Raw genomic sequence first — 17283 nt, 5'->3', positions numbered from 1 at the left:
GGCCGTCCTGGTGGACGCCCCCTTTGCTGTGCTACCGTTCTTTTTTCTTCAGGAGTTCATGTATGGGACTCTTCCAGTCGATCTTGGCGGCAGGATACCGCTCCTTGATTTCATTCTGGACGTAGTGGAAGTCTTCCGTGTTCAGCCCTTTCAGGGTCGCGATGTTCTCCGCCCATACGAAGATCGAGACCACATCGAAGGAATGGTCGGTAGACCCCATATACTTTTCCCCTTCGAACAGGACCCCTTTGTAGGTGACATGAAAGTTCTTGTGCACATTTTCCTGATCATCCAGGAAATAAAACCTGCGCTGTTCCTTTGCCAGTTCAAGCTTTCTTTTCGGATTGAGGATATATTTCACACAGCGGTACAGAAGATAGATAATGAGGAATAAAAGGACCAGTCGGATCAGTAAAAACATGAAGATTACCTCCGTAGGCATATGGATTCTTCATGTACATACGGATGGATAAAAAAAAGGTTTCGTTTTATTTAAAATTCCTCTGAAAATTTGTCATACTAGATAGTGTAGAAAGGAAAGGTGAGCATAATGGATTGGAATCAACTATTGAATATGCAGAATGAACTGGATCGGCACATTGAAAGCGAGCACGGACTTCAAGACGCCGACCTGGTCGATAAAAAAATCCTGGCCCTCCTCGTCGAACTCGGGGAATTGGCGAATGAAACGAGGTGCTTCAAGTTTTGGAGCAAGAAGGCCCCTTCCGAGCAAGAGGTCATCTTGGAAGAGTATGTAGACGGAATCCACTTCATCCTCTCCCTTGGAATCGACATCGGCATCCGTTCCATCGATGAGCCCGAGGTACTGGAAGAGGGGGATCCGACAGAGGAATTCCTCAAGGTGTACAGTGAAGTGAACCGATTCTCGGAGGAGCGCTCCATTGAGAACCTTCTCGCACTCTTCCAACAGTTTCTTCAGCTTGGACGGGTTCTCGGGTTCAAGTCGGAAGACATCTTTAAATCCTACCTGAAGAAGAATGAAGTGAATTATCAGCGTCAGCAAGAAGGGTATTAATGAATATTTTGATGAATCTGAAGCTTTCAAGTATAATAAAGGTGACTATTATTTAGGGGGGCGAAACAATGACGAAACTTGACGAAACGTTGACGATGCTCAAGGATTTGACCGATGCCAAGGGAGTACCGGGAAATGAACGCGAAGTGCGGAACGTGATGAAAACATACATAGAGCCATTTGCCGATGAAATCACTACGGATAACCTGGGAAGCCTGATTGCGAAGAAGACCGGTTTGGAGAACGGTCCGAAGATCATGGTGGCCGGTCATCTGGACGAAGTAGGCTTCATGGTGACCCAGATCGACGGCAGGGGCTTCCTGCGTTTTCAAACCGTCGGAGGCTGGTGGTCCCAGGTAATGCTTGCCCAGCGGGTGACCATCGTGACCGATAGCGGGGAAATCACGGGTGTGATCGGTTCAAAGCCACCTCATATCCTTCCTCCTGAAGCGCGTAAGAAGCCGGTTGACATCAAGGATATGTTCATCGATATCGGTGCTTCCAGCCGCGAAGAAGCAGCGGAATGGGGAGTCAAACCGGGAGATATGGTGGTTCCATACTTCGAGTTCACGGTGATGAACAATGAAAAGATGCTCCTTGCAAAAGCATGGGATAACCGCATCGGCTGTGCGATTGCCATCGATGTACTGAAAAACCTTAAGGATGCCGATCATCCGAATATCGTGTACGGTGTCGGAACGGTCCAAGAGGAAGTCGGACTCCGCGGTGCCCGCACATCTGCTGCGAAAATCCAGCCGGACATCGCCTTTGGTGTGGATGTCGGGATCGCCGGTGATACACCGGGAATCTCCGATAAGGAAGCATCAAGTAAAATGGGAGATGGCCCACAGATCATCCTATATGATGCGTCCATGGTTTCCCATAAAGGCCTGCGTGATGCCGTCACCAGAACGGCAGACGAACTGGGCATCCCGTATCAATACGATAGCATCGCCGGGGGAGGGACCGATTCAGGTTCGATCCATCTGACGGCGAACGGGGTACCGGCCCTGTCCATCACCATCGCCACCCGCTACATCCACAGTCATGCTGCCATGCTTCATCGTGATGACTACGAAAATGCGGTGAAACTCATCACGGAGGTCATCAAGAAGCTCGACCGTGAAACCGTCGATAAAATTACGTATGATTGATCAAAAAGAGGCGCCAGCGGGCGCCTCTTTTTGCATGCTAATGATCAGTGATTGAAATCGACCTTGTGGGAGTCGGTCAGATCTGCCCCGATCGTCTTGGTGATGATCCGGAAGGCATTATCATTATCTTCAGTCGTCTCTGAAGCGACACAGTCGGTCGGGATGGAAAGCTCATATTCTCTCATATATGCATCATTCGCCGTATACAGGACGCAGATATCCCCCGCGATCCCCGTCAGGATCAAGTGCTGGATATCCAGCTGGTGAAGGAGGATTTCAAGCTGTGTCCCGAAGAAACAGGAATGCTTCGGCTTGATGATGAAGTAATCATCTGTGTCGGGGTGAAGCCGCTCGATGACTTCTCTACCCTTCCCTTTTTTGCAGTGCTCGATGATATCGTTCATATTGTCCTGCCATAGACCATAATTATCGTTGACATAGATGATGGGGATACCCGCATCTTTCGCCTTTTTCTTCAGATCCCGGATCGGATCGACGACGTCAAGGGTATGGTCAAGCAGGTTTTCCCCTCCGTCGAAGTCGAACGTATTGATCATATCGATCACGAGGAGTGCTCTGTTATCTTTACCCATTTGGTTCCTTCCCCTTTCGAAGCTTTTAGCCTTTCTTTACCACTCACGATTTCACTCAAACGTCCACGGGATGGGGCTTTTGGAGTGAAATGAAAAACGCGCCTTCTGCATGAAGGCGCGCCATTCGTTTTAATGAGGCTGTTGAAGGGAATTCTCAAGCTTTTCAAGGACCATCTTCTGTTCGTTCGGATCAGCGTTCTGCCAGAAAACCTCGAGGAGTACACCCAGTCCCGGGAGCGTCTTCTCTTCGCCTCCCTGAATGGCGTCTACGATGGTATCTCTCAGTTCATCCTGTGAATTGCCCTGCACATTGTGTATGATCGCTTTGCGTAAGTTCAAGCTCATTATGCCCAGCTCCTTTATGGTTGATGAGGAATTCATTGTTATCGTCTCTCAAATCCCGTATATTATGTATGGAAGTTGAGGTATAATGGATATTTGAATAGAACGTTGAAGGAGCGGATACGATTGAAGTATATTCAATCCTCAAAAAACCCCATCGTGAAACAATGGAAGAAGCTGTTGACCAAAAAAGAACGGGATCTCACCCGTACCTATATCATCGAAGGATTCCATCTTGTAGAGGAAGCGTTGAAGCAGGATGGTGTCGTGCAGGAACTGATCGTCGTGGAAGGAGTGGAGGTGCCTAGGACCTTTGAGGCCGAATCCATCACCACCGTATCAGCTGAGGTCGGAAGCCTTCTCGCCGATACGGAGACCACCCAAGGGATCTTTGCCATCTGTCGGCAGCAGGAACGGGAGGAAGATATAGTCGAAGCGAGTACCTTCCTTCTCCTGGACGGGCTCCAGGATCCCGGTAATATTGGGACCATCATCCGGACGGCTGATGCGGCAGGGATCGACATGGTCGTCCTCGGGAAGGGGACGGTGGATCCTTATAACCAAAAAGTCCTTCGCTCTGCCCAGGGCAGTCATTTCCACCTGCCGATCGTGCGGATGGATCTTGAAGAGCTGATCCCGGAGCTGCAGGAGCGTGGGATCCCGGTTTATGGCACGGCCCTTGAGAACGGGGTGGAATACACAGGCGTCGAGCCTGCTGCATCCTACGCCCTTATCATGGGGAACGAAGGAAACGGAATGTCCTCCCATACACTGAAGATGACGGATCAAAATCTCTACATCCCGATTTACGGGCAGAGTGAATCATTGAATGTGGCCATTGCTGCAGGCATCCTCATGTATCATTTTAATCAGAAGACACCGAAAAGGGTTTGAATTCTCCCCGATAATTCACTATAATAGTTCTCATATACGAAAAACGTTGAAAGAGGAAAGTAGCATCTGGAATTCCTCCAGGGAGAGAGTGCCTCGACTGAAAGCACTCTTATGAAGGACAGCTGTGAAATTTCACCTCTCGAGTTGGCATCGGGACCATTGCCCAGGCAATGTAATGATGTACCGGCATATGCCGTTATCCGAATGAAGTGAGTGGGCGAACGCTGCCTGCTTATAAGGGTGGTACCGCGATCAAACCTCGTCCCTTTCCGGGATGGGGTTTTTTTATTTGGTCAAAAAAGGACCGGTCCACTGAGACCGCAAGATAAAAAGGAGGATGTTCCATGGAGGAAACATTACGATCCCTTCAACAGGAAGCAATCGAAAAAGTAAATGAAGCACAGGATTTAAAAGCGCTGAATGATGTGCGCGTTGCCTATCTCGGCAAAAAAGGCCCCGTGACAGAAGCGCTGAAAGGCATGGGGAAACTCTCTGCAGAAGAGCGTCCGAAAATGGGTGCCCTCGCCAATGAGGTCCGCGGAGCCATCACCGAGACCATCGAAGCGAAGCAGGCCATCCTTGAGAAGGAAGCAGTGGAGAAGAAGCTCCAATCGGAAACAATCGACGTGACCCTCCCAGGACGCCCTGTGAAAAGCGGGAATCACCATCCCCTTACCATGATCGTCGAGGAAATCGAAGATCTGTTCATCGGTATGGGCTATACGATTGCCGAAGGTCCCGAAGTGGAGAAGGACTACTACAACTTCGAAGCGCTTAACCTGCCGAAAGGACACCCGGCCCGGGATATGCAGGATTCATTCTATATCTCGGAAGAAACGCTCCTCCGCACCCATACGTCCCCTGTACAGGCAAGGACGATGGAGATGGCAGATGGAAAAGGACCGATCAAGATCATCTGCCCTGGGAAAGTGTATCGCCGCGACACCGATGATGCGACCCATTCCCATCAGTTCACACAGATCGAAGGGCTTGTCGTCGATGAACACATCCGCATGAGTGACCTTAAAGGAACGTTGAATGTATTTGCCAAGAAGATGTTCGGGGAAGACCGGGAAATCCGACTCCGTCCAAGCTTCTTCCCATTCACGGAGCCTTCCGTCGAAATGGATATCAGCTGTAAGATCTGCGGCGGTGAAGGATGTCGCGTATGTAAAGGGACCGGCTGGATCGAGATCCTCGGTGCCGGAATGGTCCATCCGAACGTACTGGAAATGGCCGGATTCGATTCAAGCAAGTACTCAGGGTTCGCCTTCGGGATGGGACCTGAACGGATTGCCATGCTGAAGTACGGAATCGATGATATCCGTCACTATTACACGAACGATACGCGTTTCCTCAAACAGTTCAGCGAGAAGGAATAAACGGGGGCGTATGACGCACCGGACAAATCGATAGGAGGTACAAGAATGTACGTTTCATATAAATGGCTGGAAAACTACGTGGACCTGTCAGGTGTCACACCAGAAGAACTTGCCGAAAAGATCACCCGCAGCGGGATCGAGGTAGAAGGAGTGGAGCGGATCGGGGACGGCATCAAGGGTGTCGTCGTCGGCCATGTCCTTACATGCGAACAGCATCCCGATGCGGATAAACTGAATATCTGCACCGTGGATGTCGGAGAAGAAGAACCCGTTCAGATCATTTGCGGGGCACCGAATGTCGCCAAAGGACAGAAAGTGGCCGTAGCCAAGGTAGGGGCAGTCCTTCCCGGCAATTTCAAGATCAAGAAAGCGAAGCTCCGCGGAGAGGTTTCCCAAGGGATGATCTGTTCCCTTCAAGAGCTCGGCGTCGAAAGCAAGCTTGTGCCGAAAGAGCATGCTGACGGGATCTATGTATTCCCTGAAAACGAAGAAGTCGGAGCCGATGCAGTGGAGCGCTTGAGCTTGGATGATTCCATCCTTGAACTCGGACTCACCCCGAACCGCTCGGATTGCTTGAGCATGCTGGGTGTTGCCTACGAAGTGGCGGCGATCCTCGACCGGGATGTGTTGCTTCCGGAACCATCCGTGAGCGAATCCGGCGAGAAAGCGTCAGACTACGTGTCTGTCCGCGTGGAAGCGAAAGATGACAATCCACTGTACGGAGCAATGATCATCAAGAACGTGAAGATCGGCCCATCACCAGCATGGATGCAGCACGCCCTCATGGCAGCGGGCATCCGACCGCATAATAATGTCGTCGACATCACGAACTACGTACTCCTTGAGTACGGTCAGCCACTTCATGCCTTCGACTATGACCGATTCGGATCAAAAGAAGTCGTCGTCCGCCGTGCGCATAATGGCGAGAAGATCGTGACACTCGATGATACGGAGCGCACACTGTCTGATGATCAACTTGTCATCACGAATGGCAAGGCACCAGTCGCCCTCGCCGGCGTCATGGGCGGAGCAGACTCTGAAGTCCAGCAGGACACCACCACCGTCCTATTGGAAGCAGCGTATTTCACAGGCGCCATTGTGAGGGGGGCTTCCAAGCATCACGGGCTCCGCAGTGAAGCGAGCACACGTTATGAAAAAGGCGTCGATCCCGAGCGCGTCCTGAAAGCGGGAGAACGTGCCGCCGAGCTCATGGCTGAGTATGCCGGAGGAGAAGTCCTCGAAGGCACGGTCCTCTTTGATGAAATGACCGTCCAACCGGCCCGCGTATCCATCACCCTTGAGAAGATCAACGCTTCACTCGGAACAGCCATCACCGCTGAGGAAGTGGAAAGCATCTTCCGACGTCTCGGATTCCCTGTTAAAGTAAGCGGTGATACCTTCCACGTGACGGCTCCGACAAGAAGAGGCGACATCACGATTCAGGAAGATCTATTGGAAGAAGTGGCACGCCTCTACGGCTATGACCACATCCCGATGACCCTTCCTCAAGGGGCATCCACAGCAGGAGGTTTAAGCCCATATCAGGCGAAACGTCGCGCTGTCCGCCGCTACCTGGAAGGAGCAGGTCTCCTTCAGGCGATCACTTACTCCCTGACGAACGACAAGAAAGCGACTCAATACGCACTTGATGTGAAAGAGCCGGTCCGCCTCCTCATGCCGATGAGTGAAGAACGGAGCAACCTGCGCCTGAGCATCGTCCCGCAGCTTCTTGAAGTCATTTCGTACAATAAGGCCCGTCAAAACGACAGCCTCGCGTTCTATGAAGTCGGAGCCGTGTTCCTGAACGAAGGGGAAGAACTTCCACGGGAAGAGGAGCACATTGCAGGGGCCCTTGCCGGTCTGTGGCATTCGCATCTTTGGCAGGGTGAGAAGAAGCCTGTTGACTTCTACGTGGCAAAAGGGATCCTCGAAGGAATGTTCGAGAACCTTGGCGTATCTGATGCCATCAGCTACCGTCAAGCCGTCATCGATGGATTACACCCAGGACGGACAGCGGAAATCCTCTTGAACGATGAAGTCATCGGTTTCGTCGGTGCCACCCATCCGGAAGTGGAAAAAGACCTTGATCTCGACGCAACCTACGTATTCGAACTGAAGGCCGCACCGGTATTCGGATATGATAAAGCACCTCTCGGCTACTCACCGATCCCGCGTCACCCATCGATCACAAGGGATATCGCCCTCGTCGTCACACAGGATGTGAAAGCGGGAGACGTTCAAGCCATCATCAAAGAAGCAGGAGGAAAACTTCTCAAAGAAGTCTCCGTCTTCGACCTTTACGAAGGAGAGCATATGGAACCAGGCAAGAAATCCCTGGCCTTCTCCCTCAAATACTTCGACCCGGCCAAAACCCTGACCGATGAAGAAGTCGTGAAAGTCCATAACAAAGTCCTTGACGCCGTAAAAGCGAAAGCCGGAGCGGAACTTAGGGGATAAATTAAGAAAGATGCCGGGAGTGGTTCCGGCATCTTTTTTTGGCTTTTCCACTAGACTTATCTCTCATCATGATCATGCATGATCCCTTTGCGGAGCGATTCACTATTAATCCTCTCGTTTTTCTTACAGGAACAGTCGAGAGACCCCTCAGGATGATGAAAGAAATCCTCCTGCCCTTTGTCCTCCATCAAATCCCTTCATCTGCAAAACATCTTAATAGAATCATGGGAAGGCTGCCTCATGTCAGTATGCAGGAAGTGGATAAAGACATAATTGGCGATAATGATATCTATCTACCCAAACTGACAACCAAGAAAGAAATGAAGCACTTTACCTCTCCTGTGCTCATCATAGCAGGGCAAAAAAGATTTTTTTCCTGAAGATCGAGTAAGTAAAAGAGCTCAAGAGATCATTACGAATGTAAGTCATATTATATGGGCCACTTTCCTTCCGAAGAGCATCTTGTGAAAATACATCATGATACAGAAGCATTTTAAATTGCGTATAACGAACTATTTCTATCCGAAAATCGCAGAGTCCCCCGGAGCGGAAGGCAGACGACTCCAACGGAAAAAACGGGCAGGGTGAGACTCAGGGGATAAGCCGAAGCAGCTCACTGCAAGCCCCGTGGAAAGCGGCCGACCGCAGAGGAACGAACGACCTAGTCTCCAGCTTCTATCCAATGTAAGAACAAGATGGCGATTCCAAGTTTCGAATCCGCCCCTCTCCATTCTTTGTACAAAGTCCAGTGAAGCGGAAGGTAGACGACTCCAACGGGAAAAGCGGGCAGGGTGAGACCCTGCAGGCCTGCCGAAGCGGCTCACCGCACGCCCCATGGAAAGCGGCTACCTGGAGCGGAGAGGAACGGACCCTATTCAAAACAAAAAAAGATGCCATCCCAAAAGGATGACACCTCCCTCTACTTCTTCGAAATCTTGATTGCCTTATCACTATTGGCAAAATGCCACTTCGTCATATTCTTCAGGGAGTCAACGCCCCTGCGCTTGATGATCTTGGCCGCAGCGATATCAACGGCGCTTCCGGCACCCTTAGGGATCGTCACGCCGGCCTTTTCACTCAGCTTGTCCATCTCCTTCAGGAACGCATAGCGGGCTATGATCGATGCCGCCGCAACGGACAGATGCATGCCTTCACCCTTCGTACTGAAGTAAACCCGGTCCCGCTGGATCTTTTTCTGTGAAGCAATATGTTTGTAGTACGTATTTTTTTCCACAAACTGATCGATCAGGATCCCTTCCGGCTGTTCGGGGGAGATTTTGTCCATCAGATTCAGGATCGCTTTATTGTGAAGCAGGGCTTTGATCTTCCCTTGGGTCATCCCGCTTTCCTGGAGCTCATTGTATTTCGGGTTATGAAGGATGAGGAGACTGTAAGGAATCGTCTGGATCAGGTCCTTGGCGATGCGCTTGATCGTCTCGTCCGTCAAGTTTTTGGAGTCCTGGACACCAAGTTCCTTCACGAGTTCGAGATGCTCCCGTTTTACATAGGCGCTGACAACCGTGATCGGTCCGAAGAAATCCCCGGTCCCGACTTCATCCGATCCGATCACCGACCACGAAGCAAAGTCTTCGGGAAGGGTGGTGGTCTTTTTGTCGATCTTCTTTACTTTAGGAGCAACCTTCGTTCCCCAGCGGGATGCTTCCTCTTCGCCCCGGGCCCCCTGGAAGAGGACTTTTCCCGATTTATAGGCCGTGACGGTGCATCCTGCAGGCTTGGCAGAGAATACTGCACCGGGTGGCACCTTGCCTGTGAGGACGGAAGAATAGTGTTCTTTCATTTTATGTATCTGATCAGATGTCGTTTGAATGACGGTATTGGCCAAAACGGATCTCTCCTTCTTTACAAGTATGGTACGATGGATATGAGTTCATATGACAATGTTCTACCATTCTCAACAGGTACATGGTATGATAGTGTGTAGAATTTTTAAGTGAACGGGGGTCTTTCGGATTGTCTGAAGCAGAAAAAAATCGCATTACCGTGGATATATATGGTCAGCACTATACGATCGTCGGGACAGAGGCGCCTGATACGATCCGCTTCGTCTGCTCCAAAGTGGATGACAAAATGAGAGAAATCAACTCTGCGAACCCGTATCTCGACACGGGAAGACTTGCTGTCCTGACAGCCGTGAACGCCGTGAACGATTATATCAAACTTCAAGAGAAGTACGAAGACCTCGAACGGCAAATCAAACAATTAAAGGATTGAAGTAACTATGTTGGATATCATACTGCTCGTACTCCTGCTTTTTGGATTCCTCATCGGTTTGAAACGGGGATTCATCCTGCAGGTGATACATATATTCGGTTTCATCGCTTCATTCATTGTAGCATATTTGTATTATGATCAGCTTGCTCCCAAGCTGACTTTGTGGATTCCTTATCCGAATCTTGACGACCAGATGGCATTGAAGATGATCTTCCAGGCGGGGAATATGGAAGACGCCTACTACCGGGTGATCGCATTCACCATCATTTTCATTGCAGTGAGGATCATCCTTCAGATTATCGGCTCCATGCTTGATTTTGTCGCCCACCTTCCAATCTTGAAGCAGGTGAACAAACTGGGCGGGGGAGTGCTGGGATTTGCGGAAACGTATTTGATCCTGCTCATCCTGCTGTTCATCGGGGCCCTCCTGCCAATGGATTCCGTGCAGTCGGCCATTCAAGGATCCTTCCTTGGACAGGGCATGGTCAAAAACACCCCGATCTTCTCCGATATGATTCAATCATGGTGGATGGGGAAATCAGCTTGATAACAGGACTGGGTCCAGGAACCGAAGCATTCGATGCTGTTCCGGATTCAGTCTTTTTCTTTTGATGCGGAGTTTGCTACTATAGAGAGTGGAGAAACCATTTTCATGATGGAGAAGGTGATTGACGTGAATAAAAAAGATATCATTAAACTATTAGAAGAGATTGCCATCTATATGGAGTTGAAAGGCGAGAACTCATTCAAAATCTCGGCTTATCGCAAAGCAGCTGCAGCTCTTGAAAATGATGATCGCAGTTTAAGTGAAATAGATGATTTTACAAAAATCAGTGGAATAGGAAAAGGGACGGCAGGGGTCATCCAAGAATACGTGGAAGAGGGCTATTCATCGGTATTGGAAGAGTTGGAGGAACAGGTTCCTGCCGGACTCGTTCCCCTTCTTCAACTTCCCGGACTAGGTGGGAAGAAGATTGCGAAGCTGTACAGCGAGCTTGGCGTGGAAGGAATTGAAGACCTGGAAGAAGCATGCCGTAACGAGAAAGTCCAGGCCCTGGCCGGTTTCGGGAAGAAGACGGAAGAGAAGATCATCGCCGCCATCGAGCAGGTTGGCAAGCGGCCGGACCGCCTTCCCATCGGTTTCATGGAAGGAGTGGCAGTCGAGATCGAAGCCTTCCTAGGCAATATGGACAGCATCAGGACCTACTCCCGTGCCGGCAGCCTGCGGAGGGGACGCGAAACCATCAAGGATCTTGATTTCATCCTCTCCACTGATGAGCCGTCACAGGTGAAGGAAGCCCTTCTGAAGTTCCCCGGTATCGTGGAGACCATTGCAGCGGGAGACACAAAAGTATCATTGACGCTCCGGTACAGCTGGGATGTGAGCGTCGATTTCAGGATTGTCGAACCGCAGGAATTCGCCACAGCCCTCCATCATTTCACGGGTTCGAAAGATCACAACGTCCGGATGCGACAGCTTGCGAAAGAGCGTGGAGAGAAGATCAGCGAATACGGGGTGGAGAACGCTGAAACGGGTGAAGTGACGACGTTTGAAACGGAAGAAGAGTTCTACGATCACTTCGGTCTCCCTTTCATCCCGCCTGAACTCAGGGAAGACGGCCGCGAGGTGGAAGGGTTCACGAAAGACTACCCATTGATTTCCCTTGAAGCCATCAAAGGAGACCTTCATATGCATACCACCTGGTCCGACGGCGCTTACTCCATTGAAGAGATGGTGGAAGCCTGCCGGGCAAAAGGGTATGCCTATATGGCCATCACGGACCATTCCCAATACCTGAGGGTAGCCAATGGCCTGAGCAAAGAACGATTGCTGAAACAGATTCAAGAAATTAAAGAAATCAATAAGCGCTATGATGATATCGAGGTGCTTGCGGGTATCGAGATGGACATCCTGCCTGACGGGACGCTCGATTATGACGACGACGTCCTCAGTCAGCTTGACGTGGTCATCGCATCGATCCATTCGAGCTTCTCGCAGTCACAAGACAAAATCATGGACCGATTGAAAACGGCACTGGAGAATCCCCATGTGGACTTCATCGCCCATCCTACGGGCAGGATCATCGGCAGAAGGGAAGGATATGCCGTCGACATGGATGCTCTGATCGATCTCGCGGCAGAAACCGGAACCGCACTGGAGCTCAATGCGAACCCGAACAGGCTCGATCTATCTGCAGAACACGTGCGAAAAGCCCAGGAACGCGGTGTTCCCCTGGTCATCAATACGGACGCACACAGCCATGACCACCTTGAGTTCATGGAGATCGGCGTCTCGACTGCGCGAAAAGGATGGATCAAAACCAATTCGGTCCTCAATACGAAAGATACAGACGAACTCATGAAGTTCCTGAAACGAAACAAATGATAAAGGTGGAGTATCGTGAATTCCAAAGTACTGAAAACATTAGAGTTTGATAAGATCAAAGAACTACTGAAAGAATATGCGGCATCTGCACTGGGCCTTGCCAAGGTGACCTCCCTCACACCATCCGTCGACTATAACGAAATCCTGGCCCTCCATGAAGAAACGGATGAAGCCATGACGATCCTCCGCCTCAAGGGGCACGCCCCACTCGGAGGGATCTTCGATATCAGGCCCCATGTGAAGCGTGCCCAGATCGGTGGCATGCTCTCTCCCGCCGAACTTGTGCAGGTGGCGAGCACAATTCGTGCAAGCCGTAAGCTGACGCGCTTCGTTGAAGAACTGAAGGAAGAGGAAGTGGAAATCCCGCTCCTGCAGGAGAAGATGGAATCCGTCACGCCGCTTCCACACCTTGAGCAGGAAATCCGTCAGGTGGTGGACGAAAACGGAGGCATACTCGATTCTGCCAGTGATTCCCTACGGAACATCCGCACCCAGCTCAGAGCAAATGAAGGAAGGATCAGGGAGAAGCTTGAGCGGATGATCCGTTCCTCCAATGCCCAGAAGATGCTGTCGGATGCCATCATCACCATCCGGAACGATCGCTACGTCATCCCGGTGAAACAGGAATATCGCGGCCATTATGGCGGCATCATCCACGATCAGAGTTCCTCTGGTCAGACCCTTTTCATCGAGCCCGAAGCCATCGTGCAGCTCAATAACCAGCTCAGGGAATTGAAATTGAAAGAGCAGACCGAAATCGAAAAGATCCTCCTGGCCATGACAGAGAAGGTGCATGAATTCTCAAGTGAGCTCTTCTACATCGTTTCGGTCCTCACGGATGTGGACTTCATGTTCACAAAAGCGAAGTTCGGCCGTTCCATCAAGGGGACGAAACCAATCGTCAATCAGGATAAGCGGGTCAGGCTGAATAAAGCCCGCCACCCACTGTTGCCAATGGATGACGCTGTGGCCAACGACATCGAGCTCGGGGATGATTTCTCGGCTATTGTCATCACCGGTCCGAATACAGGGGGGAAAACCGTCACCTTGAAAACACTCGGTTTGACGACCCTCATGGCACAGGCCGGCCTTCCGATACCGGCGCTGGATGGTTCCGAGGTAGGGGTCTTCAAGACCGTGTATGCCGATATCGGGGATGAGCAGTCCATCGAACAGAGCTTGAGTACGTTCTCCTCCCATATGGTGAACATCGTCGGGATCCTCGATAAAGTCGATTTCGACAGCCTTGTCCTCTTTGATGAGCTCGGGGCGGGGACCGATCCGCAGGAAGGGGCGGCGCTGGCCATCTCGATCCTTGATGAAGTCCATGCCACCGGAGCGAGAGTGGTCGCAACGACCCATTATCCGGAACTGAAGGCATATGGCTATAACCGTGAAGGCGTCGTGAATGCAAGCGTCGAGTTCGATGTGGAAACACTGAGTCCGACCTACCGACTCTTGATCGGGGTACCGGGACGGAGTAATGCATTCGAGATCTCCGAGCGCCTGGGGTTATCCCAACGGGTCATCACGCGTGCGAAATCCCATATCGGGACCGACAGCAAGGAAGTCGAGAACATGATTGCTTCCCTCGAGGACAATCGCAGGCAGGGTGAGCGCGAGCTTGAAGAAGCGCATGAGCTCTTGAGACAAGCAGAGAAGATGCACAAAGACATGCAGAAACAGATGATGGAGTACTACGAGAAGAAGGACTCCCTCTATGAGAAAGCCCAGAAAAAAGCATCCGAAGTCGTCGACAAAGCGAAAGCGGAAGCGGAGGAAGTGATCCGCGACCTGAGAAGGATGCAGAAGGAAAGCTCGTCCGGGATCAAGGAGCACCAGCTCATCCAGGCGAAAAAACATCTCGAGGAAGCAGCCCCGAACCTCCCACAATCGTCGAAACCGAAAAAACAATCGACGGAACGCACATTGCAACCGGGAGATGAAGTGAAAGTCCTAAGCTTCGATCAAAAAGGCCATCTCGTTGAGAAGGTATCCAATAAAGAATGGCAGGTTCAGATGGGGATCATGAAGATGAAAGTGAAGGAATCCGATCTTGAATTCATCCAATCCCAGCAGAAGGTGGAAACCAAGCCTCTTTCCACGGTGAAAGGCAAGGACTTCCATGTGAATCTTGAACTCGACCTCAGGGGCGAACGCTATGAAAATGCTTTGGCCCGAGTCGATAAATACATCGATGATGCTCTCCTTGCGGGCTATCCGAGGGTTTCCATCATCCATGGGAAGGGCACCGGTGCCCTTCGGCAGGGCGTCCAGGAATACCTGAAGAATCATCGTGCCGTCAAGAAGGCCCGATTCGGTGATGCCAGTGAAGGCGGCACCGGGGTAACGGTCATCGAATTCAAGTAGTAGAGGAGAGAAGGGGGATTCCTAGTGGAGAAAATCTGGGAGAATGTGTTGGTGAAGACCGCTGCGAACTACAGCGTCGTCATCCTCTGCCTTGTTCTTTTCCTGGCGGTCTTTGAACTTGTCACGAAGTATAAGAACTGGGAAGAAATCAAGAAGGGGAATCTTGCCGTGGGCATGGCTACCGGAGGGAAGATCTTCGGGATCGCCAATATCTTCAGTCATTCCATTGATCATAATGATACGATCATCACGACGATCGGATGGGGTGTCTACGGCTTTTCCCTCCTGCTGATCGGGTACTTCATCTTTGAGTTCCTGACACCTAGATTCAAGATCGACGAAGAGATAGCCAATGATAACCGCGCTGTAGGATTCATTTCCCTCGTCATTTCCGTCGGACTATCCTATGTCATCGGCGCAGGAATTTCATAAGGAGAGGGAATATGGAGAAACTGGCGAAAGTATTATTGGTCCTTTGCGGAGGATTCATCGTGGTGGGAATCATTTATATGGTTTTCTTTGCTTGACCGCCTTAATATTGAAAGGAAGACTGTCATACAGTAGTGGTGACAGTCTTTTTTATATGGGATGACTCCTGACAAGGGAGGATGACCATAGGCTAAAAGAAGGACTGGGAATCGAATACAAATTGTATCTGAAGTCCTGATGTTTTATAATGGGAATAGAAAAAATTTTCAAACAATTAGATAGGAGGGATCAGTATGAACAAACCCTGGCTCGCTGAATACCCCGAGCAGATTCCAAGGGAGTTTTCGCTGGTGGAGAAACCGCTTCAGAGCTATCTGACTGATGCGGCGGAGAAATATGGTGGGAAAACGGCGATCCATTTCATGGGCAAGGAATTGAGCTATAGTGAGGTGCACGAAGCGGCACTCAAATTCGGCTCTTATCTGCAGGGGCTCGGGATCGAAAAAGGAGACCGTGTGGCCATCATGCTCCCCAACACGCCGCAGTCGGTCGTTGCCTACTACGGCATCCTCTATGCTGGAGGAGTCGTCGTGCAGACGAATCCACTTTATATGGAGCGGGAGATCGAGTATCAGATGAAGGATTCGGGTGCCAAGGTGATGCTCACCCTGGATATCCTTTATCCGCGGGTTACGAAGGTGATGAAGGAAACCAAGCTTGAACATATAATTGTAACCGCTATCAAGGATTGTCTCCCCTTCCCAAAAAACCTGATTTATCCATTCATCCAAAAGAAACAGTACGGCATCGTCGTGAAAGTGGAGCCGTCGGAAACCATCCATCTCTATACGGATATCATGAAGAGAAGCGCAGGAGGACTTGCAGAACCGGAGGAGTTTGATTTTGCAGAAGACCTTGCTCTCCTTCAGTATACGGGAGGGACGACGGGGTTCCCGAAAGGGGTCATGCTCACCCATCAAAATCTGGTGGCCAATGCGTCCATGTGCGATATCTGGCTTTATAAGTGCCGGAAGGGTGAAGAACGGGTCCTGGGCATCCTCCCATTCTTCCATGTCTATGGGATGACAGCCGTCATGGTGCTATCCATCATGCAGGGGTATACCCTCATCCTCCTCCCGAAATTCGATGCCACCACGACCCTCAAGACGATCCAAAAGCAGAAGCCGACCCTGTTTCCCGGAGCTCCGACAATCTATATCGGATTGTTGAATCATCCGGATCTCAAGAAGTACGATCTCTCCTCCATCGATTCATGCATCAGCGGAAGTGCATCGCTCCCCGTCGAGGTGCAGCAGCAGTTCGAAGCGATAACAGGAGGAAAGCTGGTCGAAGGATATGGCTTGACGGAGTCATCGCCGGTCACGCACTCCAACTTCCTGTGGGATAAAGAGAGGGTGAAGGGGAGCATCGGCGTCCCTTGGCCGAATACCGACAGTGTCATCTTGTCCATGGAAACAGGGGAACCGCTGCCGCCGAATGAAATCGGTGAGATCGCTGTGAAGGGTCCGCAGGTGATGAAAGGATACTGGAATCGACCTGAAGAAACCGAGCAGACTCTGAAGGATGGTTGGCTCCTTACGGGAGACGTCGGCTACATGGATGATCGCGGATACTTTTTCGTAGTGGATCGCAAGAAGGATATGATCATTGCCGGGGGCTTCAATATTTACCCGCGGGAAATCGAAGAAGTCCTGTACGAACACCCTGCCATCCAGGAGGTCGTCGCAGCCGGAGTGCCAGATGCCTATCGGGGCGAAACCGTAAAAGCATATGTGGTCCTCAAGGAAGGCGCGTCCCTGACAGAAGAAGAGCTCAACGTGTATGCGAGGAAATATCTTGCCGCATATAAGGTCCCGAGGATTTATGAATTCAGGAAAGAGCTGCCGAAAACAGCTGTCGGAAAGATCCTCCGCAGGGCGCTGGTGGAAGAAGAACGCGTCAAGCTGGAAGAAGAGGAGAAATTAAGTTAAACTATTGAAGGAGAATC

General features: G+C 50.8%; 16 protein-coding genes and 1 other annotated feature. Of the genes, 12 read left to right on the top strand and 4 right to left on the bottom strand.

Translation table 11 applies throughout. The annotated features are described in order from the left end of the window. Positions 1-31: 31 nt before the first annotated feature. A complete protein-coding gene (locus tag ABJ225_RS10760) occupies positions 32-421 on the bottom strand; it encodes a sigma-w pathway protein ysdB (RefSeq protein ID WP_347320111.1) in 390 nt (129 codons plus the stop codon). Positions 422-550: 129 nt separating this feature from the next. Here ABJ225_RS10760 and ABJ225_RS10755 point away from each other — a divergent pair, with 129 nt between their 5' ends. Beyond that, entirely contained in the window at positions 551-1036 is a 486-nt protein-coding gene (locus ABJ225_RS10755; protein WP_056534980.1) for a dUTP diphosphatase, read from the top strand. 68 nt (positions 1037-1104) lie between these two features. Next, on the top strand, positions 1105-2190 hold the full coding sequence (locus tag ABJ225_RS10750; protein ID WP_056534982.1) for a M42 family metallopeptidase: 1086 nt from the start codon (positions 1105-1107) through the stop codon (positions 2188-2190). A gap of 44 nt (positions 2191-2234) precedes the next feature. On the opposite strand, the gene ABJ225_RS10745 is transcribed toward ABJ225_RS10750, so the two are convergent. Both ABJ225_RS10745 and sspI read right to left on the bottom strand, forming a co-directional pair. Further along, positions 2235-2783, bottom strand: a complete 549-nt coding sequence (locus ABJ225_RS10745; RefSeq protein WP_056534984.1) for a cysteine hydrolase family protein — start codon at positions 2781-2783, stop codon at positions 2235-2237. 129 nt (positions 2784-2912) lie between these two features. Continuing rightward, positions 2913-3128, bottom strand: coding sequence for a small acid-soluble spore protein SspI (gene sspI, locus ABJ225_RS10740; protein WP_053426380.1), 216 nt, complete (start codon positions 3126-3128; stop codon positions 2913-2915). Between the two features lie 123 nt (positions 3129-3251). On the opposite strand from sspI, the gene ABJ225_RS10735 reads away from it, so the two are divergent. The 4 genes from ABJ225_RS10735 to ABJ225_RS10720 all read left to right on the top strand — a co-directional run bounded on the left by ABJ225_RS10735 (position 3252) and on the right by ABJ225_RS10720 (position 8238). Beyond that, on the top strand, positions 3252-4019 hold the full coding sequence (locus ABJ225_RS10735) for a TrmH family RNA methyltransferase (RefSeq protein WP_347320108.1): 768 nt from the start codon (positions 3252-3254) through the stop codon (positions 4017-4019). 37 nt (positions 4020-4056) lie between these two features. Next, positions 4057-4289 (top strand) — a binding site (T-box leader). Between the two features lie 74 nt (positions 4290-4363). Next, positions 4364-5401, top strand: a complete 1038-nt coding sequence (pheS, locus tag ABJ225_RS10730; RefSeq protein ID WP_048006304.1) for a phenylalanine--tRNA ligase subunit alpha — start codon at positions 4364-4366, stop codon at positions 5399-5401. A gap of 45 nt (positions 5402-5446) precedes the next feature. Next, positions 5447-7858 (top strand): phenylalanine--tRNA ligase subunit beta, encoded by a 2412-nt coding sequence (gene pheT, locus ABJ225_RS10725; protein WP_347320106.1) that lies wholly within the window; start codon positions 5447-5449, stop codon positions 7856-7858. A 152-nt stretch (positions 7859-8010) separates the two neighbouring features. Continuing rightward, entirely contained in the window at positions 8011-8238 is a 228-nt protein-coding gene (locus tag ABJ225_RS10720; protein WP_347320104.1) for a hypothetical protein, read from the top strand. 539 nt (positions 8239-8777) lie between these two features. Here the strand turns inward: ABJ225_RS10720 and rnhC are convergent. Beyond that, positions 8778-9701, bottom strand: coding sequence for a ribonuclease HIII (gene rnhC, locus ABJ225_RS10715; RefSeq protein ID WP_347320102.1), 924 nt, complete (start codon positions 9699-9701; stop codon positions 8778-8780). 128 nt (positions 9702-9829) lie between these two features. On the opposite strand from rnhC, the gene zapA reads away from it, so the two are divergent. The 6 genes from zapA (at position 9830) to ABJ225_RS10685 (ending at position 17266) form a co-directional block, all read left to right on the top strand. Next, on the top strand, positions 9830-10090 hold the full coding sequence (zapA, locus tag ABJ225_RS10710) for a cell division protein ZapA (protein WP_048006300.1): 261 nt from the start codon (positions 9830-9832) through the stop codon (positions 10088-10090). A gap of 7 nt (positions 10091-10097) precedes the next feature. Next, on the top strand, positions 10098-10637 hold the full coding sequence (locus ABJ225_RS10705) for a CvpA family protein (protein WP_053426387.1): 540 nt from the start codon (positions 10098-10100) through the stop codon (positions 10635-10637). A 105-nt stretch (positions 10638-10742) separates the two neighbouring features. Continuing rightward, on the top strand, positions 10743-12476 hold the full coding sequence (polX, locus tag ABJ225_RS10700) for a DNA polymerase/3'-5' exonuclease PolX (RefSeq protein ID WP_481900619.1): 1734 nt from the start codon (positions 10743-10745) through the stop codon (positions 12474-12476). A gap of 15 nt (positions 12477-12491) precedes the next feature. Further along, entirely contained in the window at positions 12492-14846 is a 2355-nt protein-coding gene (locus ABJ225_RS10695; protein ID WP_347320099.1) for an endonuclease MutS2, read from the top strand. Between the two features lie 24 nt (positions 14847-14870). Beyond that, positions 14871-15278 carry a DUF350 domain-containing protein gene (locus ABJ225_RS10690; protein ID WP_056534996.1) on the top strand — a complete coding sequence of 136 codons (408 nt, stop codon included), beginning with the start codon at positions 14871-14873 and terminating at the stop codon, positions 15276-15278. A 290-nt stretch (positions 15279-15568) separates the two neighbouring features. Next, a complete protein-coding gene (locus ABJ225_RS10685; RefSeq protein ID WP_481900618.1) occupies positions 15569-17266 on the top strand; it encodes an AMP-binding protein in 1698 nt (565 codons plus the stop codon). Positions 17267-17283: the final 17 nt, after the last annotated feature.

The organism is Rossellomorea sp. RS05, from assembly GCF_039822645.1.
GTDB classification, from domain to species: domain Bacteria; phylum Bacillota; class Bacilli; order Bacillales; family Bacillaceae_B; genus Rossellomorea; species Rossellomorea marisflavi_B.
Note: the sequence above shows the minus strand (reverse complement) of the source record. Positions and strands in the feature narration are given on the sequence as shown.

Coding starts and splice junctions, on each gene's coding strand:
- ABJ225_RS10750 (WP_056534982.1), top strand. CDS start 1,105: ATGACGAAACTTGACGAAACGTTGACGATGCTCAAGGATTTGACCGAT.
- pheS (WP_048006304.1), top strand. CDS start 4,364: ATGGAGGAAACATTACGATCCCTTCAACAGGAAGCAATCGAAAAAGTA.
- ABJ225_RS10745 (WP_056534984.1), bottom strand. CDS start 2,783: ATGGGTAAAGATAACAGAGCACTCCTCGTGATCGATATGATCAATACG.
- pheT (WP_347320106.1), top strand. CDS start 5,447: ATGTACGTTTCATATAAATGGCTGGAAAACTACGTGGACCTGTCAGGT.
- ABJ225_RS10760 (WP_347320111.1), bottom strand. CDS start 421: ATGTTTTTACTGATCCGACTGGTCCTTTTATTCCTCATTATCTATCTT.
- ABJ225_RS10685 (WP_481900618.1), top strand. CDS start 15,569: ATGAACAAACCCTGGCTCGCTGAATACCCCGAGCAGATTCCAAGGGAG.
- ABJ225_RS10755 (WP_056534980.1), top strand. CDS start 551: ATGGATTGGAATCAACTATTGAATATGCAGAATGAACTGGATCGGCAC.
- ABJ225_RS10705 (WP_053426387.1), top strand. CDS start 10,098: ATGTTGGATATCATACTGCTCGTACTCCTGCTTTTTGGATTCCTCATC.
- sspI (WP_053426380.1), bottom strand. CDS start 3,128: ATGAGCTTGAACTTACGCAAAGCGATCATACACAATGTGCAGGGCAAT.
- ABJ225_RS10720 (WP_347320104.1), top strand. CDS start 8,011: ATGATGAAAGAAATCCTCCTGCCCTTTGTCCTCCATCAAATCCCTTCA.
- polX (WP_481900619.1), top strand. CDS start 10,743: ATGATGGAGAAGGTGATTGACGTGAATAAAAAAGATATCATTAAACTA.